This window comes from Citrobacter sp. Cpa228 (assembly GCF_030333085.1).
GTDB lineage: Bacteria > Pseudomonadota > Gammaproteobacteria > Enterobacterales > Enterobacteriaceae > Citrobacter > Citrobacter pasteurii.
Genome location: NZ_JAOWGQ010000042.1, coordinates 322,455 through 347,922 on the forward strand (window position 1 = coordinate 322,455; position 25,468 = coordinate 347,922).

Here is a 25,468-nt window from a genome sequence, read left to right on the forward strand (position 1 = left end):
GAAAGGATCTCGTAGTTTCGGGCCGTAAGGCACTAAACAATAAATAATTTTAAGGGGGATTAACGCCTGAATCTTCGGCGTTTTTTGCGAATTTTAAAACCGTAATCTGACTGGTCACAAAGGTGGACTACATGATGAAAGATGAAGGGAACTCAAGGCATAACCCGGTTAAAGATGCGCTGGAGATTTTGCCTGAAAATATCAGGGAGAGTATTTCAAGACGCATTAACGAAGTCATTAACTATGAGCCAGTGATTGGCATTATGGGTAAGACCGGGGCGGGTAAATCCAGCCTCTGTAATGCGATCTTCAAAGGAGATATTTGTGCTATCAGTGATGTGGAATCCTGTACGCGGGAAGCGCAGGAAGTACGAATTCAGTTTGGCAAGCGCTCAATCAGGCTGATTGATATTCCGGGGGTAGGTGAAAGCACAGCACGTGACAGTGAGTATGAGCAACTCTACCGGGAATTGCTGCCAAAGTTGGATCTCGTTCTCTGGGTCATTAAAGGGGATGACCGGGCATTCTCAGCGGATGAACATTTCTACAAGAACGTTCTGCAACCTGCTGGAGGTGAAGAAAAGACGCTGTTTGTGCTTAATCAGGTAGACAAGATTGAGCCATTCCGTGAATGGGATGTACAGAATGCTCAACCCTCGCCAGCTCAGATAAAAAACATCATCGATAAGAAAACCTACATTACTCACCGACTCGGTTTTACTGATCATCCTGTCATCGCTGTTGCTGCCAGCGAGGGCTATAACGTCACTCAACTAGTTGAGGCAATGGTGCGGGCACTCCCAAAGCACGCACAAAGCGGCGTAGCGTCGCAGGTAAAGGAAGAGCACAAAACAAAAAGCGTAATAGAAGAAGCAACAGAAGGGTTCGGAGACACCGTTGATCGTGTGATTGATGAATTCATTGATGCCTCTCTTCCTAAGCCAGTGGCAAATGTGGTGAAAGCAGCCAAAACAATGGTTGTCAGTGGGTTAAAGAAAGCCTGGAATTTCTTCTTCGGTTAAAAGCCTGTTCAGCCTCCTGAATCTCAGGAGGCATTTCTCATTGAAGGATTACATATGAAAAGATTACTCGGCAGTGCCATGCTATTAAGTGTAGGAATGTTCTCTGTGCCTGTTTATGCAAACCCGGCTGATTCCTGTGATGGTGAACAAACTATCTTTGATGCATATGCCATTAAGGGCGGTAAGCACGTTGGTGTGTGTCATGTCGCTGGAAATGTTCGTTATGTGTACGGTAAGGATTCAGGAAAGCCGGATATTTTATTAAATGTACCTGCGGATAAAGTTAAATTCACTATATCCGGGAATGGCGATCAGAGCGTAACCATTCCTAATGGTGACTACAGCTACACTGTGGGTGAATCCCTGCGTGGTGGCTCATCTATTCAGGTATGGAAACAGCAGAAACTTATTAGTGAAATTGAATTGAGTGGAGATACGCTGGAAAATCACATAGAGAAATTCTCAAATAACGCTAATGCTAATGCTAATGCTAATGCTAATGACACTATTACACTTAATGTGTCATCTAAATACAAAGATGTCCCGGCAGGGAGATATTACTTCTGGAAATATCAATTAATTAGTAACGTGGATAATCTTACAATTAATAAAATCACTGTCAACAGTGGACATTGCCTGATAAATGAAAAGAAACGAGTCTTTATGACCAAAGCACGTGAGCACAATATGCTTGATCGGTTGCATAATGGTGGACGGAATCAGATTTCAGAAGACAATGAAATGCCCCGTACAGACTGGGATCTTAACACTGGTGGCGTCTATTACTTTACGGTTTCTTCTGACAGTGATTATGGCAAGTGCAGACCTCGTGAAGCCCTTATTGAAACCAATAAAGGTATTTCAACCTTCCGCTGGAAAAATTAACTATGAACGATATAAATTTATTAAAGAGAAGCATTGATACTAAGGTATTAAATTTTGTTCTGTTGACCGCTGTTACGGGGGGTATTTACCCATTAATGTGGTTATTTCTCAATCAGAGGAAATTAACCGAAGCAATGAGGGATAACTTTGTCGATAGCAACTACCCGCTATGGATAGCCGTTGCTACGGGTCTGGGGTGGTTTTTGTCGGATTTCAGCTATGAAATCAGTGACAAAGATACCATTCTGGACTACCTCGCCGCGCTGCTGTCATTCGTATCCGTTGTTATGTATATCATCTGGGGTTTTAAGGCTAAGACCTCATTACAGGCTTACGCTTTGAAAGAGTTCAAGTTTGAACTCAAAATGAACGTATTTTACACATTCCTTTTCAACGTCTATTACATCGTTTACTGCGTTAACAGTATGGAATCTGAGTACCAGAAACACAAAATCATTTTCAGCCAACACCAAGGTTAGTTGTTTTACATATAAATAAGAGCACCATTAATGGCGCTCTTATTTTTTTACTTTTTATAGCGTGCCGCGCTAAGGAAAAGCTCATTTCTTCTGAGACGAACTCCCATCTGGTCAAGCTGATACCCATGATGCTCCATCACCTGACGGGCCATTTTCCTATCTGTTAAAGATTTTGCTTACTTTTGAACTCGTTATCATAATATCTCCGTTTCTGACCTAAAAACGTCGTAACCACGCCGTTCGGGATACAGGCAAAACCATCCTGATTAAAAAAGTAGTCTTGGCGTGGTTTATTTTCCGTTTCCAGGCCCCTAAAAATACTCAATGTATATTTAGAAGTTCAGCGGCTCTTTTTTGTGTCCATTCGGACTGACAATTGAACATCTTTATAGTCATTGAGTCAGTGGCTTGCATATCAACTTTTCCACAAGTCATATCTTTGTTTTTCAACCACTGCCTCTGTTCATTAAGAAGATTTTTTTTAGCGGTTGGATCCAACGCTCGCCAATTTTTATTGAGCTCCTGATCTGAAATAATAAATTTACTTTTTGCAGTACTAACCGTTTCTTCTTTAGGTGGTGTAGGGGCTACTTCCTGACCACCTGTTGGCTGCTGCTGTTGTGCCTGCTCAACCTCCCGCTGTGCTTGCTCAGCTTCCCGCAGAGCCTGATCGGCTTGCAACTGTTCTTTATAAACCCTTTCATTTTCTTGTTGTTGTGCCTGCTCGGCTTGCAATTGCTCTTTATAAACTCGTTCTCTTTCCTGTTGTTGTGCCTGTCGCTCAGCCTCCCGTTGTGCTTGCTGCTCTGCCTGCACCTTCTGAATTCTTTCTTGTTCAGCTATTTTTTCTTCTAATTTCTTTTCTGCTATTTGAAGAAAAGAAATAAACCCAGAGACATATGAAAGACGGTCACTTTCTGTAACGGTAACGTATACATTTTCTTTATCATCTGTTGGCTTCACTGTATAATATACAGTGGTAGATATAATCCCGGAGTTATTTTTTAATCCATTGCGACCTATTAACGAATCAAGATCTCCATTAGAAAAATAATTTCTGTACTCTAGTTTTAATTTATTAAATTCCGAAGGCGAAACATTTATACTTACAACCGCCTCACACTCTCTAATGTTACTGTTAGGGTCTTTCTTAATTGTAGTTACTTCTGAAACATCAAAATCAAGATCATCCAAGGTTGATTTTTTTAACTTATCGCTAAAATCATTAATGATGTTATTTCGTTTAAAAAAACCATTTAGATTATTGGTAGATGAATCTCTGATTATATCAATGACTGTATCTTTGCTGACATCAGAAGAACACTCAATGTTTTTTTCCCCACATCCAGCAAGAATGATAGCCATGGGGAGAATCAATGTTATTTTTTTCATACAATCCACTTAATGACAATTAATGAAATTATTATTTGTTTTTTCTAAAAAAGCATTGCAACTTACATTCATGTTAATCCACGATCATCCTTTGTGGTAAAGATTCTAGAACAATGATTACGATTGGCCTACTACCTTCTTCACAATTAACCATGCCAGTAAGTCCATCTTTTCTTTCCCAAATTAACTGAGTTTGTGAGCTATGTCGAATAATATCAAGTTTGGTAAAAGAGTCATAAGTGAAATTATTCATCGTCCATTTAGCAATGTCCATAACCTCATTTTATCTAAAGACGAAGGGAATTCCAGATTGTAGGTACGGGCACTTTCCTCGCGGGCCTGTAAACACTGGCCATATTCAGACCATCCCTGGTTAATGGCTCGCTAATTCCTTTCACTGGCCTTGTCGCACCGGGGGCAGCTACGGCCTAAGCCGTAATTGGATATGACTTCTTTGTCATTCGCACAGGTCTGGTTGATCTTACCCACCATTAGTGGATACGCGACTCAGTGAGTAAACTCTCAATCAGAGGTGACTCATGACAAAACCAGTATCAACGACCAAAAGCCCCGCAAACAACATCAGAAATGCAGATGCACAGATGGCTGATACTCAGTCCGGGTGCGGTCGACATGGTGAAGATCATGGCATTACTGACCATGGTTATCGATCACGTGAATACCGTAGCTGCTATAATCTGGTGAGAGATATTTGTTAGTTTTCTACTAATTGAACAACTACCAGCCTGCCACCTTCCTCTTTTGACAAAACAAATTGAGCGTTATTCGTCAGTTCTATTTTTTCCCCAACCATAATCTGCCGCTTATCCGGTAATGACATTAGTCCTGATATGCCTTCATTTACCAACCACCATTGATCGTTATGGTAAACAAAATAACCAACCCGTTTCCTTTGTGCATCCGTTGTACGTTCATTTGGCGCGATAAGACGATTCACATGCCACGCATAGATAGACTGCCCGCTCCAGACCATCAACCGGTGATCGTCAGGACGATAGCTGCCTTCTTTTCGCGAAGAATAAAAATTAAGCACTGGCAATTTACCTTTATACGGCGTACCGCAGTAAGGACAGACCGGCTTTGTCTTACCCGAGAAAACATACCATTTCTGTTCACAGCCCTTGTTTTGGCACGGCTGTATCAGATCCACTGTTTTTACCAGAGCGCTTTCCCATTCATCTGCGGTAGGGCGTTTAGTGGCATCATGTAAGCCATCAATAAAGGCTCGTTCAAACAACGGTGTCAGATAGGGGCCCATGATGGTGTATGGAATTTTATCTGGGTCAGCCCAAGGTAGTGAAAAGGGGGATAACTGACTGAGTTTGACTGCATTACTTTTGTCTGTCGGATGTTCAATGAAGAGTGCCTTCTCACCCATTGATAAGGTCTCATCACGTACTTCATCCAACATGTCATGTATTTTTCCGCCACGTAGAGGGTGACGGAAAAACAGGTACATGTAGATAAGCACCGACAGCGCATGGCGGTCAGTAGTAATGCTTGGCAGTAAGCGGTTAGGATCTTCTTTAGAAAGATGGCTGGTTTTCACCACCTCCGGAGCGATAAAATCCGGAGTGCCCACCACATCGGGAGGATACTTTCCTGGAACGACAAGACCGTCTACGTCAATGATGCAGGCATGGCCCATTTCTGGATCAATCAGCACGTTTTTATAGCTGAGATCGCTGTGACAGAGGCCCGCTGCATGCATCCTCCTGACAGCTCTTGTCAGCAGCAGACAGACTTTGAGATAGGTAAGCGTATTGCCTCGTTCACGCGGATCGAGGAATTTATTCTGGTTGCTGGCGCTGGCAAACCATTTGCCTTCTTTCTCCCGGCCTTTAATGTCCAGGAAATCATCGTTTTTGGAACCATATTTAAAGAAAAAATGGTTCTGGTAGGTTGGAACCACGATACCGATTTTATTCCCATGCTCAACAACGTGGGTCGGCCAACAAAACAGATCCTTCCAGTATTCGCCACCGGATTGGCCAAAAATGTTTTGCCTGTAGCGGCCGGTGATCATATCAATACGATCCCGGGCCTGCTCATTCTGCGGTTTATGATAAAAAGCGACGACGTAAGATTTATCAGGGGAAAAGTAAACATCCTTCATCGAGCCTGAACCAATCACCTCGTCAACATACTGGACTGTTTCGCCGTCCTTTGTTTTGCACGTAACGATATTTGCCATATTGATCACCGAAAAAGCGTATCCCTTACCACAACACCGCAATAGTGCGGTCATCATGGTTCCCAGTGGAGAAAAAGTTTAGCCAATCGCCTAACCTCTCAGACGCAATACTGGCGTCTGCGAGGACAGGGGAGAGCTCATTAATGAGGCGGGTCCATTTTTCGTCACTGCGAAGCCCGTTATCCGTCTCAAACAGAGGGTCTGAAACGCCGTCGGTCATGAGGATCAAGTGAGATACGTCATTCCATTTACCCACGCTGATGCGGCCGGTAAATAGTGGGTCTGCGATAATGCTCTGGTCAAGGAAGCGGGTTTGTCCTGCGTATTCTCCGCTATCGGGATTTCCCAGTATCCTGACTTTACCTGAAGGGCTGTATGCACCTATCGCACCATCGCCAAGCCAGAAAGCAGCTGCAAACAGGTCCGTATCAGTTCGCAGTGCTACAGTTGCCAGAAGGGTTGTTGAATAGGATTTCACCGGTTGTTCTGCACAAATGGCTTCGTTCTGGATGCTATTGACCGCGAGCGTAGCTGCCTGTTTAAAATGATGAAGCATCGCGTTTATGGTTGCCTGCCGATCGCTCCCTTCCCACGTCGAGATATGCTCTTTTAAATAGACGCCTTTTACTCCACTGAGCTGATTGAAAAGGTAATCGCCAGCCGTCCTGACGGCAATTCGCGATCCTTCTCTGGAATTTACTGCACTACCGGCCCCGTCTGCGACCAGCATGACAGACCATCCTGTTTCCTGGCAGTGGTTGATATAGAAGTCATCATCTCTGAAGCTCCCGGCATGCTCGTGAGAGCGCCCCCGGCGACTGGCGGCAGCAATACGTATGTTATCCCTGACCAGGCTAGCAGCGTCCAGATGGGACTTAGGGTAGGGAGCGTCTGCTGGTGGTTCTATTACCTTCCACAGGCTTCTCGGATCCGGGTTTACTACAAAAAGTAACTTTGTTTCGCATTCGTCGTGCGAAGTGCATGACCACAGTACTGAAAGCTCAATATCGCCACTTTCAGTGGGGATGCCAGTGAGCAACCCTTGTTCTTTTTTATACGAAAGGCCAATGTCCCGGGGAAAGACGACGTCTCTTATCGTCGCCAGCCCACCCTCATCCAGTATGATGGCAACCGGCGAAGAGAAACGTTCGCCTGCGCGGGCGTTGGGTATGGTTATTCTCGCTTTCGGGGGCATTACAAATTGCACTTCTGACCCGGTCCGCTGCTGGCCTGCCGGTACCTGCCCAGGTTTTAGTATCGGAGAAGCCAGGTTTGCAGTTTCATTTTTAGCTGGTTTCTGAAGTTCGTAAAAAGGCATCAATTTCCAGAAGGTAGGGCTGATTTCATTATCTGTGACTGTTTGCGTCTCTGGTTTAGTGGTAGTGTCGTTGTCCGGGTGATCAGCATCAGCTCCGACCTTCTGTTGCTGATCGGAAAGGCCGGGAGCAGACGAGACGGCAGCCGCTGATTCGTTCTCACCTTCGTTAACCCGGGCAGATGAACCCTGTGCAAGGTTCTCAATCCGCTTTATAAGCTGCATAACCTCGCCGGAGAGGGTTGGATCCTGCGATGGATGGAAAAGCCGCTCCGCTTCTACAGCGTGGCCCAACTCAGACAGTACTAAGCGGATAATCTTCTGTTCAAGTGAAGTATCTTGCGACATCAACCTCTCCCTCTGTTTACGTCGAAGTTAGTGTTTCCGCCATCATTGCTGAATGAAAGGCCTTTTTCACACCATGGACAGATCACGTCATCAGGGCCGTCAATGCACAGCAGCTTCCCGCATGAACACATGGCAAACGCACTGGCATTACCACAGTGGGGGCAACCCGGTACGCCATGCAGTTCGCTGGTGTTTACCTGCAAACCGGTAGCGGTGGCATCTGACCACGCAAAATAGTCCTCATCGATGGGATAGCATCCGGCAATATTAAAGCTGTTCAGGTTCAGGTTGAAATCGAGTCCGGAAACCCTTGCTGGTGGCCGTTCATATTTCATCAGGTACGGTCGACGGGTCTTGCTGCAACGGCCGGTGAGCGTAACGCAGTTTTCGTCGTACGCTTTTACATATTCGTCTTTGGACAGGCGAACTATGTATTCAGTCTGGCTGAGCTCCGGTTGTTTTTCGTCCCCGACGCTGCGGCTGTGGGCGGTAACCGAGGCCGTGATCCATTTGATGAAACGGGTAAAGTCACCTTCCTGTGATTCTGTGAATAGCATGACATTCTCTGTCAGCTGTCGCAGGATATTCAGGTCCGCTGATAGGCCCAGGCCAACGGCAATGAGATTCACCTTACTCGCGTAGTGATTTTTCCAGCGTTTCACTTCTGCGGTTGTGTCGTCAGTAGGGCGTCCGTCGGTAAGGAGATACACTACGGGTTTCCAGTCGCCTTTAGTCTCATGAGTGGTTTTTCTTACCTGGGTATCAATTTGCACGGTCAACTCACGCAATGCAGCCCCAAGGCTCGTGCCGCCGCCAACGGGAAGGCGTGGAGGGTAGAACGATGCAATTTCGTGCAGAGGTACAATCGTGCGGGCTATTCCGGCAAAGGCGATTACCGAGACCCAAGCTGTTTCAAGTGCGTGTGGATCTTTTCTTAAATCTCCGACGATCATTTGCAGACCATCAGTCATTTTTTTCAGGTTTTCACCGATCATGGACTCTGAACAGTCCAAAACAAAAAAAACGGGAAGGCGTCTCATAATATTCCTCGTACGGCTGGTAACAGCCAGCAGAAAACGGTTCTGTACAGGAAGGCGCCGCCGGGTAAAGTAGCACCTTCCTGTCTGTCAGAGCACCAGCTGTATTTCTGGTGGAGGAGGTGGGAGGGTATCTGTTCCGGTATTGATCCCCGCGCTTGTGCTGCCGGAAGAAACGCTGGCCGAAACCCATTTAAAGAAACCTGCAAATGCGGTTGAATCGAGAGTCTCCAGAGACACAACCTTATCGGTGAGCTGTTTTAAGTGCTCGTGGCCTGCTTTAGGACCAACGGCGCAGGCAATGATGGAGCCGAATCCTCGCCCGCGAATAGCTTTTACTGCTTCACCGTACGCCAGGGCATCAGAAGGCGTACCATCAGTCATCAGGAATACCAGGGGACGCCAGTCTCCTTTTGTATCGCCATCCGAGCGACGCACATCACGGTTTACACACTGCATCAGACATTCAAGGGCAGCACCGGTGAACGTCCCGCCAGCGCTTGGCACTACGATGTCAGAAAACTGGAAGTCTTCCAGCGGCGTGAGAGGAATAAACTCACGTGCCTCATTGTCATAGGTGATAATGGAGACATGAACGCTTTCGAGGGCGTATGGATCCTGGCGGAGAGCGTTAAGCATCGCCTGAATTCCAACGTTAACGGAATGGATGGACTCACCGCGCATTGAGCCGGATGTGTCGATAACAAGGTAAACAGGCAGGCGACGCATCAGATGTAATTCCTCAGGTGTGAGACAAACGAATCTGATTCTGAAGGCTCACCAATTGCCCTGAGTTTCCAGCCTGTAGGTTCGCGTATCAGCTCGGCAAAAACCATGGAACGTTGGCTGGCGAAGGCGGGTCCGCCAGAAAGATCGAATCGTGCCATTTCAATATTACGGGCATCAACTGCCCGGATGAAGGCATTCTGAACCTTGCCAAAGTGCTGCTGTAGTTTTTCTCCATTGTAGATCTGAACGATAAACACAATTTTCTCGTACTGAGCATCAAGGGAATTCAGGCGAACGATAATTTGCTCATCGTCACCATCACCGGCTCCAGTTCGGTTGTCGCCCGTCAGCCAGATATTGCCTGACTTATGGCGAAGGCTATTGAAAAAGATAATATCGCCATTCACCAGCGTAGGTTTACCATTTTCCACATTGCCGAGATCGGTCACTTTTCCGGCTGAATTACACAGGAAAGCGATCACATCAAGGTCGTATTCTTCTTCTTTCTTGCCAAAGATCCCACCAAGGAAACCTTTCTTTTCCTCATTAATATCCCAACCGAGGCCGATAGTAACGGACGAGAGATCGTATTCATTTTTTTTCAGGCTTACGCCCTGACCTTTGCTCAGACTGACAGACATAACATCCCCTTAATCAATAAAATTATAAAACCACATTCACTTCAGGTGGTGGTGGTGGCAAGTCTTCAAGACCGATTACTTCTTTTTTATTGGACTCAACTTTCTGACTGCCTACCGAAATGCTCGCACTTACCCATTTAAAGAAAGCTTTAATTGTCGAACTGTCAGCCGTATCCAGCTGAAGCACGATTTCAGTGATTTCTTTGAGAACGTTGGTATCAGCATCATGCCCGGCTGCACATGCCACAACAACGCCAGTTCTGGCCGCTTTAAACTCATTTAGACCTTTACGCCAGTCATCATTCGGACTCCCATCCGTCATCAGGAATACCAGGGGACGCCAGTCACCTTTTGTGTCAGCAGTCGTTTTCTGTACTTCAGTGGCAATGGCGCTGGCCGTGAGAGAAAGCGCTTCGCCAAGAGACGTGGTACCGCTGGCTGTTAGTGCTGGCAACTGGAAACTCAGGAGGTCTGTCAGGGGGACTGCCTGTCGGGCAGAAGAGTCAAAGGTGATAACTGATACAAAGGCCGTTTCAAGTGCATACGGATCCTGTTTCAGCGTGGTAAGCAGCGTCTGAACGCCGTTCTTGACCGCCTCGATAGGCTCTCCGTGCATAGAGCCGGACGTGTCGAGTAGCAGATATACGGGTAAGCGTCTCAAATGTAATTCCTTCTTAAGAGATCGGAAGAGGAAAGTAGTTTCAGGATGATGCTAGAGTTTGTTGATTTGATAAAACGGGACGGCATCAGTCGGGGGGGGGGAGGGGGGTATATACTCAGGCGTTGGCTCAGAAGCCACTTTAGAGTAATTGGTTAACCACCATTTAATTACCGACATCTGAATGGCCTCTTATCAACAGAAAATAATTCAGACCGGACAGAAATATAAGGTTTCTGAAAAAACTCCGGCAAAAATAAACTGTCATGTGCATGAAAATCATCATACATCACAGATCTGCATGTATGGAGTGTAAATCGCGCAAAGATTGATGTGTAGCACAAGTGGCTGTCAAGACACCAGGTTTTGTAGGCAGAAAGGAGCAGTTGCCTTGCTGACAAGATATTCGACGAAAACTATGTCATATCAAGACAGATGTGAAAAATGAGACAACCGGGGTTTCCGCCCCGGTTTGAGATTTAGCGTCAGGACTTTTTTACGTTATATTCTTTTATCAGTTCGTCAACGGCGCGCAAAGCCAGTTTCTCAACCGCTTCACTTCGGGTGGTTCCACTGAGTGCTGCCAGGCGGTCAATTTTTCTTAAAATCCGCATTCGTAGTGATAATGACACGGACGTTTTTTTATCCTTGTCCAGAACGACCTTTCCTACAGACTCACTGGTTTTCAGTTCAGCATTCTGTGCGAGCGCTTCATTCATCCGGCGTAGGGCCTTTTTATCCAGTTGACCCGGATTAACGAGATGGTAGGAATGACCAGCCTTGCTGTATTTGATTTCCGCAGAATATGACTCGCGTAGCTCTTTTAGTGCCCGGGTTAACGTCGGCTCTGAGCATTCCAGACTGGTTATAATGTCGGCAGCGGAAACAGGCTTGCCGGTGCCCAGTAAGTTGGCAAGCTTAAAAATCCGGGCCTGTCTGGTATTTAATTGCATCGTTAGATTTAGCCTGCTTAAAGGGTTAGTGGTTCAATAGGCTGAAAAATGAATGTACTGCTCATCTTTCGAATAACCGTGAGATTGCCTAATGCTTCAACCGGATCAACGTGTTCTATGCCCTCAAAATTCACCGATGACATCTGGCTGCGAGTGCATTTGCAGGACAGAATATACTCATCCTCCAGGTAGCCGGTCCGCTTACTTACCCGTTGAGTAAAGCCTGACACAATCACGTTGTCGAACGGTAGCGTATGTAAAACGATACCGACCAGGCGGAACAAGCATCCATGAACGTGGCGGGCATAGTTTTCGCGTACGGTTTTTTGCGTCATGGCTTTTTCCGTCAGCTCCGTGCCCCGGGCATTGACGCCGTAAATCTTATCAGGGAAATCTTCAATCTCAGCTAAATCAACATCCAGCAGGACAGTCGATTGATCGGGTTTTACTTCAAATGCTACAAGCGTTTCACGCGGCCATTCAGTTTCTGCAAGCACTCCCGCCAGGTATGATTCAAAAAACGCGGCATCTGTCCGGAACTGTTGTCGGGCATCTGCCTGAGCCGTGGCGAGCCGTTTTTCATGTTCTTCAGCATCAAACTTCCAGTTTGCATACTGTTCGGCCCAGGCCGTCCGTTGTTGCTGGTATCGATGCTGTCGGAGGGTATTATCACGCTCCACATCAATCAGCTCCTGCTGCCACCGGCGAAGATTCTCGGCATGGCGCTCAGCCTTAGCTGATTCCGATTCAAACCATTTACCCAGAAAACTAATGCCTTCGTTCCCGGCAGGCTCTTCCGGCAATGAAAGGTATTCTGGCTTTTCAGGCCGAACTGGTGCCGGGACCTGAAAAGGCGACGCTCTGTTTTGCAGGTATACTGCCTCCAGTTCCGTCCGGCTGATGCCTGTTTTTGGGTCTGGCGTCAGTTCATGAATATTACGGATTGCGGTCACAGCTGACATGAGTTCAGCTGCTTCCTGCTCAAGAGATTGTCTGAGCCCCGGGTCGGTTGCCGACCGGTTCCTTCCTCCGGAACGCGCTGCCCGGTCAAGTCGGGTACGGTAACTCAGCCCGGTACCGGGCAAGCCCAGATTGGCATAGGTCCCCCGGCTACCAAAAGAAACGGAAGCACCTCTCGGCCCGACGCTCAGGCTCGGTGTTCCGTTACTCAGGTTGAGGCGAACACCCGGAATAATATTGATCGATTTTCTGAACCTGAACCCCATTATGATTTCCTTAATGATGCTGGGTCACGGTAAGTAATCTGATTCCATCAGCGCTTTGCTCATTCTGTAATCCGTAAAAACGAGCTCTGTCCAGAATATCCGCCGCCCAGCGGCGATGTGTAGCGGGTTCACACATTGCTCCCTGCGACTTAAACACAGCCTGGGTAGAGTTCAGGATCCGCAGAGCGTCAGAGTGCTCACCTTGGGTGACCATCAGCGCGTTTTGAATGACCTCTATCTGACGCGGATGAATGGCTGTTTTACCCACGAGCCCATGCGCCATATCAAGAGCCAACTCTCTGGCCATAACGGCATGATCGTCAATATGCTCACACACGGGTGCGGTCAGGGCAAAATCACGCGGCCCGAAGACCGAAACGAGCATTTTGATGACGTAACCCATCGGGCTGTCATACAGCGTCAGATCCCGGGGACGGCGAAGCGACACAACGTTCATAAGATCGTTGCCGCCGATTCGGAGTGCAATAATGCGTTCGTGGCAGGGATGTTCCATGAGGCGGGTGGCCAGCACGCGCATCTGAACCACGTCAAAGACGTCTTCTGTTTCCAGTGTTGGCATCATGCACAGGTGAGTCCCGCCCATGATATCCCACCATTCAGTTAACGAACTGAGGGTAAATTTAGGCAACACAAATCCATCGACAGCAGAAAGATCATAATGCTCTTTTAACCATTTGCCCATTTCGGCATGCCGGGGACGAATAAACACCAGAGGCCAGTCATTTTTACCCCGGCTACGCATGCTGTTACTGAGCTCGTGCAGCAACTGCTCAAGGTTTTTGAGGGCAACGGGGATGTCTGCTTCACTGACAGCATCCTCAAGGCAAATGACCAGAGATCGTAAGCCTGGGATTTTCCCGTGCAGAACGGCATCAGCAATATTTTCCCGGGTTGCAGGCATGTATAGCGTTGCCCCCAGATTCCAGGGAGAAAGACGATTTTTCATCAGTGTACCTTCTTGATAATGGTTACAGCCCGATACTGGCCGAGGGTTCCCCCCATTTCTGTAACAACTATTCCCTTTTCACGAGCAAGCCCTACAAGCAGTGCAACGTCCGGGTCATCAATTGAACGCACAAAAACATGATCCGGTACCCGACGTAAAACGGCCCGGGTTGCTTCAGCAATGCCTGGCTTAATACGATTGACGCTGTCCACTTTAAATTCATCGGCCAGGAACGCGATAACGTCACGACTCGTCTGCCATAAGGCCCGGGCTGATTCCATATTCCAGTTCAGAGGTGCGAGGGATGACGGTGCTAACTTCTTACGGAAATGAGCGATGGTATCAACAAGCATACGGCTGCATTCGTATTCGCTGAGATGCTCGCAAACCATGCAACCATGTAACCCTTCGGAGGACCATACTGATCGGGAGATCAAGCCTGACACCGGCGCACCCATGATGCCAAAAGGGATGAGCCAGTCGTCATCACTGGCAGCAAGCCAGGAGCAGCCACAGGGATCCGCCAGGACAACCAGTCGCGGCTGCTCAGGATAGCCTGGGCGATCTTTCAGTGCGCGTACAAGTTCTCCGGTAATTGCACCTTTACCTGTCCATCCGTCAACAAAAACAATACCGCTGGTACCATGTCGCTCTTCAATGACGTCGAGTGCTGTACTGTCAATTCCGCGATCCCGGATGATGCTGATGCCGTAATGCCATGAGGTTTTCCCCATATCACGCAGGGCCTGGTGCAGCATAACGCCGAGGGGCACGCCAGCCCTGACAAGACTGGCCAGAACGATGGGCTCATCACCGAAGCGTTCGGCCAGAGCAATAGCGAGCTGCGTGACTTCTTTTGCAAGCCTGTCTGCACCCCGATCCAGCGCCCGGTGAAACAAATCAAGATGCCATTTTGTTGGCGCTGGCTCCTTGCTGAGCATGTCCGAATAATGTTTCTTTCCGGACTGAATCAGCTCTTCTTTTTGCTCAACCGGCGTCATCTCAATGACTACCGGCTTTAGCAGAAACTCCACGTCACCGGGCTGGTATGAGCCAGCGAATGTTTCATGTAGCTGCATTTTATTCTTCTCCAAAAATTCGCTGTGAAATGGCCTCTGCAAACTGACTCTGTCGCGGAAGGCCAAACCAGCTGCACAGTTTCATAAAACGGTGATCGCTCAGGCTGTCACCCAGACCTATTACGGGGAAAACACCTCGCTCAGCGCGAAGCTTTTCGAGCAGCCAGCTGACAGCTCGCCCCTTCTCAACCGGCGTGGGGAGCCAGGCTACGTTATTACTGTTTCGATGGATGTAGAAACCTTCCGTTGAGAACACCTTTTCAATTTCATCAGCAATAGCAGTGAGCTCATCGAGGCGTGTGCTGTCCCGGTGTTTCATGACCATATAAACCGGAGTTTCATCATATTCATAGTTAAGCCTTGCCCAGGCCTTGATACCCTTTGCGTCCATCATTTCAGTGATCAGACGTTGCATAGACTCTAACCTTTCCTGGTAGGGCGCTAACTGGTCGAGCATAAGGGCCTTCCATTCCTCGTTGGGCGTTCCCTCTGGCGTTAGAATGACGGCCCCGTGCGTTGTGATTGCCCAGGAGCGGAAAGGGATCCTGACGCGGCTTATTTCTTCAGTTCCCCGTGCGGTAACAGGAATGAGCTCAGCCTGCTCAAGGAGCCAGTCCACCAGCATGGACTGTTCTTCTGTCATAAAACTTCGTGGATTCAGGGTGCGATCAACGGCACCGGTACGAAATGGTTCCAGGGCCAGCTCGTCTACCATTTTACGACGGGTCTGAAACAGCGTGTCGTCAAGGTCGCTCAGAACAACGGGTTTATTCATAGGTAACAATCTCAACGACGGGGGCAACATCAGCCAGCGCGTTCATAAGCTGACTATCAATACTTTCTGCGGAAGTCTCAGTACAAACAAGAATACGGTCAAACTGCTGGTGGGCTACGTTATAGACAAAATTGGGGATGCCCAGCCCGTAGTTATCAGTAAATGAAATCGCGGACTCAATGGCATAACCAACAGCGATAGGGGAGCGGGTGGTCGAGCCGTAAAATGCCTGTGCCCCGGCAGCTTCGAGCCGTTCAGCGAGCAGGAACGGTTCCCAGACGAATTCCCCGGTCCCGAGAACCAGAATACGTTCTCCCCGGCGGACTGATACCCCATGACCGAGATCGGCCGCTGGTGCGAGCATCCCCAGTCGCCCCCAGGACTGTTTTCCCTGAATGTCCCATTCTCCGCGCGAAGTTACGTTGACCTTCGGCATGTCTGGCACAGGTGCATCAGGTAATGGGGTCCATCCCCACCGACCGCTTACAAGAGAAACTGAACGGACAGGCAAGGGGCTACGCTCCGGCAGGGCATTGCTACTCCAGTCGGTAAGTGTTACGGCGATAACCTGTTCGATATGTTGGAGTTTGCCGGTATTACGCAGGGCAGAAAGCAAGTTAACAAAGGTATTACCGGTCGTTGCTTCGTCATCAATCAAAACCAGCGTTCGCGCATCGGTAACCCGGCGTCTTTTCTCTTCATCATCTGGCAGAAAAATCAGATGATCGGTGGCATGGCTGTGTTCTTCCTTGAACTCGCAAAGCAACGAGCCATCAACCGGGTGCCGGGTAGACGTCAGATAGACAGATTCATGATGCTGATGGCGTACTTCATCAAACACACCTGCACCAAGCCCAACGGCCGTTTCAGCCATGCCGATGAACAGCACGGGCCCTGCCAGTGTTGATGGAAACTGGTTGGCAAGCTGCCTGTAGGCCTGCCGCATGACTGAGGGTGGAACGGGAATATGCCTGCCGAGAACTTTGCTGACAAACAGAAAGGCCCGTTTCGGGTTGCGTCTTTCAGCGATATCAAACAGGTCATCGAGCGGGATTTCACCCCGGTCCCGGGTAACCTGGATAGTGCCGCTTGAGAGTTTACGGCGATAAATCATATCTTCGAGGGATTCAGACATAAATTCGCCTTAATTCAGTCGGTTAGAGAGTAATTCCGGGTATGCGATTACATCCGTGATGGATCTGACTGCAACCGGAGAAAAGGTGTTTGTAGCGCTCTGGATCACCGCATCTTTAGACATCAGACCAAGCTTAAAGGCAGCAAACAGCCCGGGAAGGTTTACCCCGCTGTGAAGCGTGTAACCGACCCCTCCTGACGGACGCATGTTTGTTTCAAGTAGCACTGCGTTGCCATGTACATCGTTTCGCGTCTGAACATTCACCAGCCCGTCCGCTTTCATAATTCGGGCACAGGCGCACGCCAGCTCCCAGGCGCATCCTTCGTTCACCAGATACTGGATAGCCCCCTCTTTACGACGCCCCACAGCTGCGAGAATTTCACCTTTAGCTGCGAGGATATCAACGGAAAATTCCGGGCCTGGCAGGTATGGCATCAAAACAAGGGGTTTAAACGACTCAGAGGCCGATGCTGCTGCAATATACTGTTGCGGACTGACCAGGCGATGTTCTGGATGATTAAAGACGGCCATGGGCGATGCACTGTCATCAAAGCGCCAGAATCCCATGCCATAAATACCCGTCACCGGCTTCACGCATACCGGACTGTCAGAAAACGGTGGGGCCACGAGGTGCGCCTTTAATTCAGCAAGGGTATTCACGCGCCAGGAGGGCACGACCGGGAGGCCGTTTTGCTCCATGAACTGAGCAAAAGTAACTTTTTCGTCTGCCAGGGTAAGCCAGTCGGCTCCGGTTGCACCGGTAGTAAGGGTGGCACCTGTCGACTCAATGGCTGTGCGGTGTTCCTCAAACCACTGGGTATTACGGCCCGTGTGAATATGGTGGATGCCATGGTTCTGGATGGTTTCCTGAATAAACTGAAGGCGTTTTTGCGGGTCTTCAGGTTCAGTCAACGAATAATCGGCAACGGAAAGAATTTCATTTCTTTCGTTACGGTGGGAGGCAAAAACGGTAATTCCAAAGTTATTTTTTTGTGCAAATGACTTTACCCCCTGAATAATATCTCGTTGTGAGGACAAGCCTTCCATAAACCAAATTTTTTTGTTCATAGTTTTTTATTATCCAGAACGCCATGCAGTATTGTGATTGAGAAATGAGTCTATGGGTGACCTTGCTACATGTCAATCATAATATGATTTATCAATCTTCTAAAAATTGAGTGTTGAGATTTTACTTAATTTTGCATAATGTTGAATTTAAAGGTTTTTATTTGATTAAAACAAGGATTGGAGCATCTTTTATTCGTGTTTTTTCAGAAACCTACCAAAATTTCCCTTGTCAGTGAACTTCATCATGATATGATTTTTTCGTCAGTTAATAAACATACCTTTGATTGTCTCGGTCATTACCATTTTAAGGAATAATATATGGTTTCATTAAGTAAGAACCAGACGGTATCACTCAGCAAACAATCTTCTGCGTTAAGCCAGCTTCAATTCGGTCTCGGTTGGGATCCGATTAAGAAAAAAGGTTTTCTTGGCGGATTGTTAGGTGGCAACGGCTCAATCGATCTCGATGCTGGCTGCGTATTAATGGACAGCACCGGTAAAAAAATTGACACCATCTGGTTCCGCAAACTGAAATCCACCTGCGGCTCTGTGGTGCACAGTGGCGATAATCTGACTGGTGAGGGTGATGGCGATGATGAAGTGATTAATGTCACCCTGTCCCGCTTGCCTGCAAATGCTGAATACCTGGCGTTTACGGTTAACAGCTTCCGTGGTCAGTCGTTCAATGACGTCGAAAATGCCTTCTGCCGTGTGGTCGATCAAACCGGCAAAGAGCTGGCTAACTACAAGCTGACTGAGCAGGGCTCACATACCGGGATCGTTATTGCTTCGCTGCGTCGTAATAACGGCAACTGGGACTTTACTGCCCTTGGCCATGCCTGTCGCGGCCGCACAATCGACGATATGCACTCCGATATCGTTTCAGTGGTAATCCGCTAATGAATCTGACGCCGGGGGGCAATGCCCCCGTTCCAGCCCAGGAATTGCGGGTCCGGATCACCTCGGGTGGCCAGGTGGATGCTTCTGCGTTTCGACTGTTCGCAGACGGGAAGGTGCAGGGTGATGCGGACATGGTGTTCTATGGCCAGCCACGTAACGATGATGGTACCGTCAGCCTGGTCAGTGAAGGCCAGTACTCAACGTTTACTGTCGCGCTCAACCGGCTGAAATCTGATGTTCAGAAAATTGCGTTCACCGTGACCTGTGATGGTGGGCAGACGGTATCTGGTCTTCGTAATCTTTCCATCGACGTGGAGCAGGGGGCTACCGGCCTGGTTAGCGGCATTGTCGACCTGAGCGGCCGTCAGGAAGCAGCCTTAATTCTGGGTGAATTTTACCGTCGTAATAATGACTGGAAATTTCGCTTTGTTGCGCAAGGGTTCAACGGTGGACTCAAACCACTGGCAGAACATTTCGGCGTAAATATTGCCGATGATCCAGCCCCCGCAGCCCCGACTCCGCCAGTTGCAACCCCTCCACCCGCTGAGACAAAAATCAGCCTGAGTAAGGTATCTCTGACAAAAGAGAAGCCTGCAATCAGCCTGACCAAGCGGGATAACTTCGGTGAAATCCGGATTAATCTGAACTGGCACCGGGGTAGCAGTAAATCCGGGCTTGCAGGCATGTTCGGCTCCAAAGGAATCGACCTGGACCTGGGGGCGTTTGTTGAGCTTCAGGATGGTTATAAGTCGGTCATTCAGGCGTTGGGTAATGCTTTCGGTGATTATCGTGATGAGCCTTATGTTCAGCTCAAGGGCGATGATCGTACGGGGGATGTGTCAGACGGCGAGTGGCTGCATATCAATGGCCGTGAATGGAAGCATATCCGTGAAGTGCTGATTTACGCTTTTATCTACGAAGGAGTTCCCAGCTGGGATAAGACAGATGGTGTGGTCACCATTCACGTTCCGGATCAGCCCCCGATTGAGACCCGCCTGACAGAAGGTGAAAACCGTCGCACATTGTGCGCCATTGCCAGACTCGTAAACGAAAACGGCGCGATTAAGGTCGAGCGTATCAACCAGTACTTCAAAGGCCAGGACGAAATGGACCGGGCATTTGGCTGGGGATTTCGCTGGAGCGCCGGTTCTAAATAACACAGCAACAAAGGAAGCAAGTATGAGTTTTTTCGACAAAGTTAAAGGTGCCATTAACTCCGGCCGGGACGAACTGACCCGCCAGGTTGGCTGTTTCAAAAACAAAAAATTTATGCAGGGCACCGTTGCTGTCTGCGCCCGTATTGCCGTATCCAGTGACGGCGTGAGCTCAGAAGAAAAGCAGAAAATGATGGGCTTTCTGCGCTCTTCAGAAGAGCTGAAGGTCTTCGATACCAATGAGGTGATCGAGTTTTTCAATAAACTGGTTTCAAGCTTCGATTTCGATGTGGAAATCGGCAAGGGCGAAACAATGAAATACATCCTGGCGCTGAAGGATCAGCCTGAGGCCGCTCAGCTGGCCTTACGTGTTGGTATTGCTGTTGCGAAGAGCGACGGTAACTTCGATCAGGATGAGAAACTGGCCTCCCGCGAGATCGCTATCGCGTTGGGCTTCGACCCGGCTGAATTTGGCCTCTGATCTACATCCCTAAGGGTAAAATATGGTTTCAACACACATCGGCTTCCCGACTGAAACGGTCATTGTTTTCATTGCACTTTCAGTCGGTGCCATCTTTATTGACCTGTTTATGCACCGTGATGATAAGCCCATCTCCCTGAAGAGTGCGGCACTCTGGTCCGTATTCTGGGTTGTGGTTGCGATGGCATTTGCCGGTTTCCTCTACATCCACCACGGTGCTGAGGTTGCCAGCCTGTTTGTTACGGGTTATGCGCTGGAGAAAGTGCTGTCGGTTGACAACCTGTTTGTCATGATGGCCATTTTCTCCTGGTTCGCCGTACCGGATCGTTATCGCCATCGCGTTCTGTACTGGGGGATCATTGGTGCCATTGTCTTCAGGGGCATTTTTGTCGCCATCGGTACGAGCCTGCTGAGCCTGGGGCCGTACGTTGAAGTCATCTTTGCTATCATCGTTGCCTGGACGGCGGTCATGATGCTTAAAAGTGGTGATGATGATGATGAAATTGAGGATTATTCTCAGCATCTGGCTTACCGCATGGTTAAACGCTTCTTCCCCATCTGGCCGAAGCTCAGAGGTCATGCTTTCCTGCTTAATCAGAAGGAAGTGGATGCCGAGCTGGCGAAGCCAGAAAACAGCGATGTGACCATTGGCCGTGGTAAAAAGGCGGCGCTGTATGCCACTCCGCTGTTCCTGTGTGTGGCCGTGGTTGAACTTTCGGATGTTATGTTTGCGTTTGACTCGGTACCGGCAATTATTGCCGTCAGCCGTGAACCGCTAATCGTCTATAGTGCCATGATGTTTGCTATCCTGGGCCTGCGTACCCTGTACTTTGTCCTTGAGGCATTGAAACAGTATCTGGTTCATCTGGAGAAGGCCGTTATCGTGCTGCTGTTCTTCATTGCGGCAAAACTTGGGCTGAATGCGACCGATCACATCTGGCATCATGGTTACAGCATCGCGGCCACAACCAGCCTGTATGTTGTATTGGGTGTTCTGGCGCTGGGTATCATTGCAAGCGTCATGTTCCCGGGCAAACCTGAATCTGAGGAAAAGGGGAGCTAATCCCCTTAAGTGTTAACCTAAACAATTACTAATCGAAGAGGTTATTTTATGAGTGTTTCTCTTTCAAAAGGCGGGAACGTCTCCCTGAGTAAAGCAGCTCCTACAATGAAAAACGTCCTGGTGGGCCTTGGCTGGGATGCGCGTTCAACTGACGGTCAGGACTTTGACCTTGATGCATCAGCATTCCTGCTGGCCGCTAACGGTAAAGTCCGGGGTGACGCTGATTTCATTTTCTACAACAACCTGACGTCTTCTGATGGTTCCGTAACGCATACTGGTGATAACCGTACCGGTGAAGGTGATGGTGATGATGAGTCGCTGAAAATTAAACTGGACGCCGTCCCCTCTGATGTTGACAAGGTTATCTTCGTTGTGACGATCCATGATGCTCAGGCTCGTCGCCAGAGTTTTGGTCAGGTATCGGGTGCATTTATTCGTCTGGTCAATGACGATAACCAGACTGAAGTCGCTCGCTATGATTTGACCGAAGATGCATCGACTGAAACCGCCATGCTGTTTGGCGAGCTGTATCGCAACAACAGTGAGTGGAAATTCCGCGCAGTCGGCCAGGGTTATGCTGGTGGTCTGGCATCTGTTTGTGCTCAGTACGGCATTAACGCGTCCTGATCGAAAAGTTACTTTTCTTATCCGGGGCTGTTTATTCAGCCCTAATTCAACTGTTTGCAGGAGCTTAAAATGGCAGTTTCTCTCGTAAAAGGCGGCAACGTATCTCTGACCAAAGAAGCACCAACCATGAATGTCGCTATGGTTGGCCTGGGCTGGGATGCCCGTGTAACCGACGGTCAGGGTTTTGACCTGGACGCTTCCGTATTTGCAGTAGGCGAAGACGGTAAAGTGCTGTCAGATGCCCATTTCATTTTCTTCAATAACAAAACCAGTCCTGATGGCGCAGTAGAGCACCAGGGTGACAACCGTACCGGTGAAGGCGACGGCGACGATGAGCAGGTCAAAATCGATCTGACCAAAGTCTCAGCAGACATCAAAAAACTGGTGTTTGCCGTTACCATCTATGATGCAGAAGCGCGTAAACAAAACTTCGGCATGGTGAGTAACAGCTTCATGCGCGTGTACAACAACGACAACGGCGCGGAAATTGCTCGTTTCGATCTGTCTGAAGACGCTTCAACCGAAACCGCAATGGTCTTTGGCGAACTGTACCGCCATGGCGCTGAATGGAAGTTTAAAGCTGTCGGTCAGGGCTTTGCTGGCGGGTTATCTGCACTGGCAACCCAGCACGGCGTGAATATTTAATAATAAAAATAAACTCAACCCCGGTGCTGTCACCGGGGTTTTTTATAGGTGTTAGCACATGGCAAAGAAAAAAGATGATGGTTCAGCTGTAATGCTACTTTTTGTTGTGGCTTTTTTTGTGTTTCTACCGTTCCTGATATTCGGGATATTTTTCTACCGGAAACTAAAAAGAAAATATTCAGCAATCCCTAACATTCAGCGTGTATATGATATTGGCGTCCTGTTTAAAACATTGGGTGCCTCCATCGTTGTTATTGTGGTTTCAGCAGTGCTCGTTCTACAATTTTGTGGGCTTCTTGCGAAAAATTTATCCCCGGAAACATCACGTAATATTGCAGGAGTTATATTAGTTCTCTATCCGATTGTAATGATCTGGCCGATGAAAAAAATGGCAGAACGCATCGCCATCGAATATTTCGGCATAATTTTTAACGACAATGACAGGACGATGATTCTTCCTGCTGATATAGGTAATATGGGATTGGGTGACCGGCTTCGCCTCAAGTTTCTGAGCAGAATGGGCGAGCAGGACAGCATTGAGATTCGAAAAATATCGAATATCACACGCGAGAAAGGTGTCAACTTCTATATTCATGGTGATTTTGGATCCCGACGCATCAACTTTTCGAACAAGCAAAAGCGCGATGAGTGTATTTCAGCACTTCAGGCCAGAACCCGGGTAAAGGGTGGCAGAGACTACGGTTACTAAACAAGGAACAGAGTCATGCAATTACAGTCAGGTCAAAATATCCTTCTATCTTCATCATCAGTCACTCTTAATCTGCGATACCCGGTACGTCCCGGTTTTAACGGCGAACCCGACACCTGCGTTTTCATGCTCAACGCACAAGGTAAGGTGAGCGGTGATAACGATTTCATCTTTTTCAATAACCTGAGTTCACCGGAGGGGGCTTTAAAACTGACGGCAGGGACGCAGCAATCAAGCGTACATATTGAACTTAACCGCGTTTCCTCGGCTGTTCAGAAAATCGCCATAACCCTCGTGATCGACGGAAGCGATACTATTACAGGCTTGCAGAATCTGAATTTGCAGGCCTCCGGTATCGCATCGTTTGATCCCGAAACAGCAGGGCGCAGCGAGAAAGCTATTATCGTGGCGGAGGTGTATCGCCATAACGGCAGCTGGAAGCTACGGGCACTTGGCCTCGGTTTCAATGGTGGGCTTGAGCCCCTGGCGATGAGTTATGGTGTTGATGTCGCACAGACAGCTCCGCAGCCAGCACAACCTGCTCGTATCAGTCTGGAAAAGAAACTCGAAACAAAATCTCCGCGACTTGTAAGTCTCGCTAAAAAGGCCTCAGTCAGCCTCACTAAAAATAAGCTGGACACCCTGGAGGCAGCAGTTGCGTTTGTTCTTGACGCGTCCGGTTCAATGAGTGGCCAGTTCAGTAAGGGCAACGTTCAGTCCGTGCTGGATCGCATAGTGAATCGCCACGGGTTTAACAGACACCTCAGAGTCATTTAAGATGGCTTAAAGAGAGGTGCCCATGAGCGGTAAGCGTTATCCCGAAGAGTTTAAAACTGAAGCAGTCAAACAGGTTGTTGATCGCGGTTATTCTGTTGCCAGCGTTGCAACACGTCTCGATATCACCACCCACAGCCTTTACGCCTGGATAAAGAAGTACGGTCCGGATTCTTCCACAAATAAAGAACAGTCAGATGCTCAGGCCGAGATCCGCCGTCTCCAGAAAGAGCTGAAGCGGGTTACCGACGAACGGGACATATTAAAAAAAGCCGCGGCGTACTTCGCAAAGCTGTCCGACTGAGGTACGCCTTTATCCGTGACAACACCTGTTGCTGGCCTGTTCGCCTGCTCTGTCGGGTGCTGGATGTTCATCCCAGTGGTTTTTACGCCTGGCTTCAGCAGCCGCATTCACAACGCCATCAGGCAGACCTGAGACTGACAGGACAGATTAAACAGTTCTGGCTGGAATCGGGATGCGTCTATGGTTATCGCAAAATCCATCTGGATCTGCGTGACAGCGGGCAACCGTGCGGAGTGAACAGGGTCTGGCGACTGATGAAACGTGTCGGGATAAAGGCTCAGGTCGGATACCGGAGCCCGCGGGCACGTAAAGGCGAGGCCAGTATCGTGTCACCCAACAGGCTCCAGAGACAGTTCAATCCGGATGCTCCGGATGAGCGTTGGGTAACGGACATAACCTACATCAGGACCCACGAAGGCTGGCTGTATCTTGCCGTGGTTGTTGATCTGTTCTCACGCAAAATTATCGGCTGGTCCATGCAATCCCGGATGACAAAGGACATTGTCCTGAACGCACTGCTGATGGCTGTATGGCGGCGTAATCCCCAAAAACAGGTGCTGGTTCATTCGGATCAGGGCAGTCAGTACACAAGCCATGAGTGGCAGTCGTTCCTGAAATCACACGGCCTGGAAGGCAGCATGAGCCGTCGCGGTAACTGCCATGATAATGCGGTTGCAGAAAGCTTTTTCCAGTTGTTGAAACGCGAACGGATAAAGAAAAAGATCTACGGAACGCGGGAAGAAGCCCGCAGTGATATTTTTGATTACATCGAAATGTTTTATAACAGTAAGCGTCGGCATGGTTCCAGCGATGATATGTCACCGACAGAATATGAAAACCAGTATTATCAACGGCTCGGAAGTGTCTAGATTATCCGTGGCGATTCA

Annotated in this window: 25 protein-coding genes and 1 pseudogene; 12 read left to right on the top strand and 14 right to left on the bottom strand. The window is 48.5% G+C overall.

The features are described from left to right. Positions 1–134 precede the first annotated feature (134 nt). From OGX91_RS09140 to OGX91_RS09150, 3 genes are all read left to right on the top strand, one after another. Positions 135–1,022, top strand: coding sequence for a GTPase family protein (locus OGX91_RS09140; RefSeq protein WP_193146035.1), 888 nt, complete (start codon positions 135–137; stop codon positions 1,020–1,022). 54 nt (positions 1,023–1,076) lie between these two features. Then, positions 1,077–1,907 (top strand): hypothetical protein, encoded by an 831-nt coding sequence (locus tag OGX91_RS09145; protein WP_193145708.1) that lies wholly within the window; start codon positions 1,077–1,079, stop codon positions 1,905–1,907. A gap of 134 nt (positions 1,908–2,041) precedes the next feature. Then, a complete protein-coding gene (locus tag OGX91_RS09150) occupies positions 2,042–2,386 on the top strand; it encodes a hypothetical protein (RefSeq protein ID WP_223307988.1) in 345 nt (114 codons plus the stop codon). 321 nt (positions 2,387–2,707) lie between these two features. Here OGX91_RS09150 and OGX91_RS09155 read toward each other — a convergent pair whose 3' ends face one another. The 14 genes from OGX91_RS09155 to OGX91_RS09220 all read right to left on the bottom strand — a co-directional run bounded on the left by OGX91_RS09155 (position 2,708) and on the right by OGX91_RS09220 (position 17,924). Further along, positions 2,708–3,778: a lysozyme inhibitor LprI family protein gene (locus tag OGX91_RS09155; RefSeq protein ID WP_123651088.1), complete on the bottom strand. Its 1,071-nt coding sequence runs from the start codon at positions 3,776–3,778 to the stop codon at positions 2,708–2,710. A 715-nt stretch (positions 3,779–4,493) separates the two neighbouring features. Beyond that, positions 4,494–5,993: a helix-hairpin-helix domain-containing protein gene (locus tag OGX91_RS09160; RefSeq protein ID WP_075849284.1), complete on the bottom strand. Its 1,500-nt coding sequence runs from the start codon at positions 5,991–5,993 to the stop codon at positions 4,494–4,496. Positions 5,994–6,018: 25 nt separating this feature from the next. Next, positions 6,019–7,656 carry a PP2C family serine/threonine-protein phosphatase gene (locus OGX91_RS09165; protein WP_050875520.1) on the bottom strand — a complete coding sequence of 546 codons (1,638 nt, stop codon included), beginning with the start codon at positions 7,654–7,656 and terminating at the stop codon, positions 6,019–6,021. Continuing rightward, positions 7,656–8,696 (bottom strand): TerY-C metal binding domain-containing protein, encoded by a 1,041-nt coding sequence (locus tag OGX91_RS09170; RefSeq protein WP_050875521.1) that lies wholly within the window; start codon positions 8,694–8,696, stop codon positions 7,656–7,658. The genes OGX91_RS09165 and OGX91_RS09170 overlap by 1 nt, the downstream gene beginning before the upstream one ends. Positions 8,697–8,783: 87 nt before the next feature. After that, the gene (locus tag OGX91_RS09175; RefSeq protein WP_050875522.1) at positions 8,784–9,422 is read right to left on the bottom strand and encodes a vWA domain-containing protein; all 639 of its coding nucleotides are present in this window, start codon (positions 9,420–9,422) and stop codon (positions 8,784–8,786) included. Next, entirely contained in the window at positions 9,422–10,063 is a 642-nt protein-coding gene (locus OGX91_RS09180; RefSeq protein ID WP_075849286.1) for a TerD family protein, read from the bottom strand. Before OGX91_RS09180 ends, OGX91_RS09175 begins: the two co-directional genes overlap by 1 nt. A 22-nt stretch (positions 10,064–10,085) precedes the next feature. Continuing rightward, entirely contained in the window at positions 10,086–10,724 is a 639-nt protein-coding gene (locus OGX91_RS09185) for a vWA domain-containing protein (RefSeq protein ID WP_075849288.1), read from the bottom strand. Between the two features lie 482 nt (positions 10,725–11,206). Then, positions 11,207–11,674, bottom strand: coding sequence for a tellurium resistance protein TerW (terW, locus tag OGX91_RS09190; protein WP_075849290.1), 468 nt, complete (start codon positions 11,672–11,674; stop codon positions 11,207–11,209). Positions 11,675–11,691: 17 nt separating this feature from the next. Next, positions 11,692–12,900, bottom strand: coding sequence for a DUF4236 domain-containing protein (locus tag OGX91_RS09195; protein WP_075849292.1), 1,209 nt, complete (start codon positions 12,898–12,900; stop codon positions 11,692–11,694). Positions 12,901–12,910: 10 nt separating this feature from the next. Further along, a complete protein-coding gene (locus tag OGX91_RS09200) occupies positions 12,911–13,867 on the bottom strand; it encodes an HpcH/HpaI aldolase/citrate lyase family protein (RefSeq protein WP_075849294.1) in 957 nt (318 codons plus the stop codon). Beyond that, complete coding sequence (locus OGX91_RS09205; RefSeq protein ID WP_182928529.1) at positions 13,867–14,946, bottom strand: cysteine protease StiP family protein; 1,080 nt, start codon at positions 14,944–14,946, stop codon at positions 13,867–13,869. The genes OGX91_RS09200 and OGX91_RS09205 overlap by 1 nt, the downstream gene beginning before the upstream one ends. Position 14,947: 1 nt before the next feature. Beyond that, a complete protein-coding gene (locus OGX91_RS09210; protein WP_075849298.1) occupies positions 14,948–15,721 on the bottom strand; it encodes a hypothetical protein in 774 nt (257 codons plus the stop codon). Continuing rightward, positions 15,714–16,856, bottom strand: a complete 1,143-nt coding sequence (locus OGX91_RS09215) for a phosphoribosyltransferase domain-containing protein (RefSeq protein WP_075849300.1) — start codon at positions 16,854–16,856, stop codon at positions 15,714–15,716. Before OGX91_RS09215 ends, OGX91_RS09210 begins: the two co-directional genes overlap by 8 nt. Positions 16,857–16,865: 9 nt before the next feature. Further along, positions 16,866–17,924, bottom strand: a complete 1,059-nt coding sequence (locus OGX91_RS09220; RefSeq protein ID WP_123651083.1) for an ATP-grasp domain-containing protein — start codon at positions 17,922–17,924, stop codon at positions 16,866–16,868. Positions 17,925–18,242: 318 nt separating this feature from the next. Between OGX91_RS09220 and OGX91_RS09225 the strand changes: the two genes are divergently transcribed. The 9 genes and pseudogenes from OGX91_RS09225 to OGX91_RS09265 all read left to right on the top strand — a co-directional run bounded on the left by OGX91_RS09225 (position 18,243) and on the right by OGX91_RS09265 (position 25,450). Beyond that, positions 18,243–18,824, top strand: a complete 582-nt coding sequence (locus OGX91_RS09225; protein WP_075849304.1) for a TerD family protein — start codon at positions 18,243–18,245, stop codon at positions 18,822–18,824. Continuing rightward, positions 18,824–19,981, top strand: coding sequence for a TerD family protein (locus OGX91_RS09230; RefSeq protein WP_075849306.1), 1,158 nt, complete (start codon positions 18,824–18,826; stop codon positions 19,979–19,981). Before OGX91_RS09225 ends, OGX91_RS09230 begins: the two co-directional genes overlap by 1 nt. Before the next feature lie 22 nt (positions 19,982–20,003). Further along, positions 20,004–20,459, top strand: coding sequence for a tellurite resistance TerB family protein (locus tag OGX91_RS09235; protein WP_075849308.1), 456 nt, complete (start codon positions 20,004–20,006; stop codon positions 20,457–20,459). A gap of 22 nt (positions 20,460–20,481) precedes the next feature. Next, complete coding sequence (terC, locus tag OGX91_RS09240; protein WP_075849310.1) at positions 20,482–21,522, top strand: tellurium resistance membrane protein TerC; 1,041 nt, start codon at positions 20,482–20,484, stop codon at positions 21,520–21,522. A 48-nt stretch (positions 21,523–21,570) separates the two neighbouring features. After that, positions 21,571–22,149 carry a tellurium resistance membrane protein TerD gene (terD, locus tag OGX91_RS09245; RefSeq protein WP_075849312.1) on the top strand — a complete coding sequence of 193 codons (579 nt, stop codon included), beginning with the start codon at positions 21,571–21,573 and terminating at the stop codon, positions 22,147–22,149. 69 nt (positions 22,150–22,218) lie between these two features. Beyond that, positions 22,219–22,794 carry a TerD family protein gene (locus OGX91_RS09250; protein ID WP_015062975.1) on the top strand — a complete coding sequence of 192 codons (576 nt, stop codon included), beginning with the start codon at positions 22,219–22,221 and terminating at the stop codon, positions 22,792–22,794. 58 nt (positions 22,795–22,852) lie between these two features. Then, the gene (locus OGX91_RS09255) at positions 22,853–23,503 is read left to right on the top strand and encodes a hypothetical protein (RefSeq protein WP_123651082.1); all 651 of its coding nucleotides are present in this window, start codon (positions 22,853–22,855) and stop codon (positions 23,501–23,503) included. 15 nt (positions 23,504–23,518) lie between these two features. Continuing rightward, a pseudogene (locus OGX91_RS09260) lies at positions 23,519–24,238 on the top strand (TerD family protein); the annotation flags it as partial. Positions 24,239–24,302: 64 nt separating this feature from the next. Continuing rightward, a protein-coding gene (locus tag OGX91_RS09265) for an IS3 family transposase (protein WP_123652889.1) occupies positions 24,303–25,450 on the top strand; the annotation gives its coding sequence in 2 pieces (ribosomal slippage) (positions 24,303–24,540 and positions 24,540–25,450; 1,149 coding nt in all). The last annotated feature ends 18 nt before the right edge of the window (positions 25,451–25,468 follow it).

Bases quoted from the DNA above. Each gene is read 5' to 3' on its own strand.
- OGX91_RS09140 (WP_193146035.1), top strand. From the start codon at position 135: ATGAAAGATGAAGGGAACTCAAGGCATAACCCGGTTAAAGATGCGCTG.
- OGX91_RS09145 (WP_193145708.1), top strand. From the start codon at position 1,077: ATGAAAAGATTACTCGGCAGTGCCATGCTATTAAGTGTAGGAATGTTC.
- OGX91_RS09150 (WP_223307988.1), top strand. From the start codon at position 2,042: ATGAGGGATAACTTTGTCGATAGCAACTACCCGCTATGGATAGCCGTT.
- OGX91_RS09155 (WP_123651088.1), bottom strand. From the start codon at position 3,778: ATGAAAAAAATAACATTGATTCTCCCCATGGCTATCATTCTTGCTGGA.
- OGX91_RS09160 (WP_075849284.1), bottom strand. From the start codon at position 5,993: ATGGCAAATATCGTTACGTGCAAAACAAAGGACGGCGAAACAGTCCAG.
- OGX91_RS09165 (WP_050875520.1), bottom strand. From the start codon at position 7,656: ATGTCGCAAGATACTTCACTTGAACAGAAGATTATCCGCTTAGTACTG.
- OGX91_RS09170 (WP_050875521.1), bottom strand. From the start codon at position 8,696: ATGAGACGCCTTCCCGTTTTTTTTGTTTTGGACTGTTCAGAGTCCATG.
- OGX91_RS09175 (WP_050875522.1), bottom strand. From the start codon at position 9,422: ATGCGTCGCCTGCCTGTTTACCTTGTTATCGACACATCCGGCTCAATG.
- OGX91_RS09180 (WP_075849286.1), bottom strand. From the start codon at position 10,063: ATGTCTGTCAGTCTGAGCAAAGGTCAGGGCGTAAGCCTGAAAAAAAAT.
- terW (WP_075849290.1), bottom strand. From the start codon at position 11,674: ATGCAATTAAATACCAGACAGGCCCGGATTTTTAAGCTTGCCAACTTA.
- OGX91_RS09195 (WP_075849292.1), bottom strand. From the start codon at position 12,900: ATGGGGTTCAGGTTCAGAAAATCGATCAATATTATTCCGGGTGTTCGC.
- OGX91_RS09200 (WP_075849294.1), bottom strand. From the start codon at position 13,867: ATGAAAAATCGTCTTTCTCCCTGGAATCTGGGGGCAACGCTATACATG.
- OGX91_RS09205 (WP_182928529.1), bottom strand. From the start codon at position 14,946: ATGCAGCTACATGAAACATTCGCTGGCTCATACCAGCCCGGTGACGTG.
- OGX91_RS09210 (WP_075849298.1), bottom strand. From the start codon at position 15,721: ATGAATAAACCCGTTGTTCTGAGCGACCTTGACGACACGCTGTTTCAG.
- OGX91_RS09215 (WP_075849300.1), bottom strand. From the start codon at position 16,856: ATGTCTGAATCCCTCGAAGATATGATTTATCGCCGTAAACTCTCAAGC.
- OGX91_RS09220 (WP_123651083.1), bottom strand. From the start codon at position 17,924: ATGAACAAAAAAATTTGGTTTATGGAAGGCTTGTCCTCACAACGAGAT.
- OGX91_RS09225 (WP_075849304.1), top strand. From the start codon at position 18,243: ATGGTTTCATTAAGTAAGAACCAGACGGTATCACTCAGCAAACAATCT.
- OGX91_RS09230 (WP_075849306.1), top strand. From the start codon at position 18,824: ATGAATCTGACGCCGGGGGGCAATGCCCCCGTTCCAGCCCAGGAATTG.
- OGX91_RS09235 (WP_075849308.1), top strand. From the start codon at position 20,004: ATGAGTTTTTTCGACAAAGTTAAAGGTGCCATTAACTCCGGCCGGGAC.
- terC (WP_075849310.1), top strand. From the start codon at position 20,482: ATGGTTTCAACACACATCGGCTTCCCGACTGAAACGGTCATTGTTTTC.
- terD (WP_075849312.1), top strand. From the start codon at position 21,571: ATGAGTGTTTCTCTTTCAAAAGGCGGGAACGTCTCCCTGAGTAAAGCA.
- OGX91_RS09250 (WP_015062975.1), top strand. From the start codon at position 22,219: ATGGCAGTTTCTCTCGTAAAAGGCGGCAACGTATCTCTGACCAAAGAA.
- OGX91_RS09255 (WP_123651082.1), top strand. From the start codon at position 22,853: ATGGCAAAGAAAAAAGATGATGGTTCAGCTGTAATGCTACTTTTTGTT.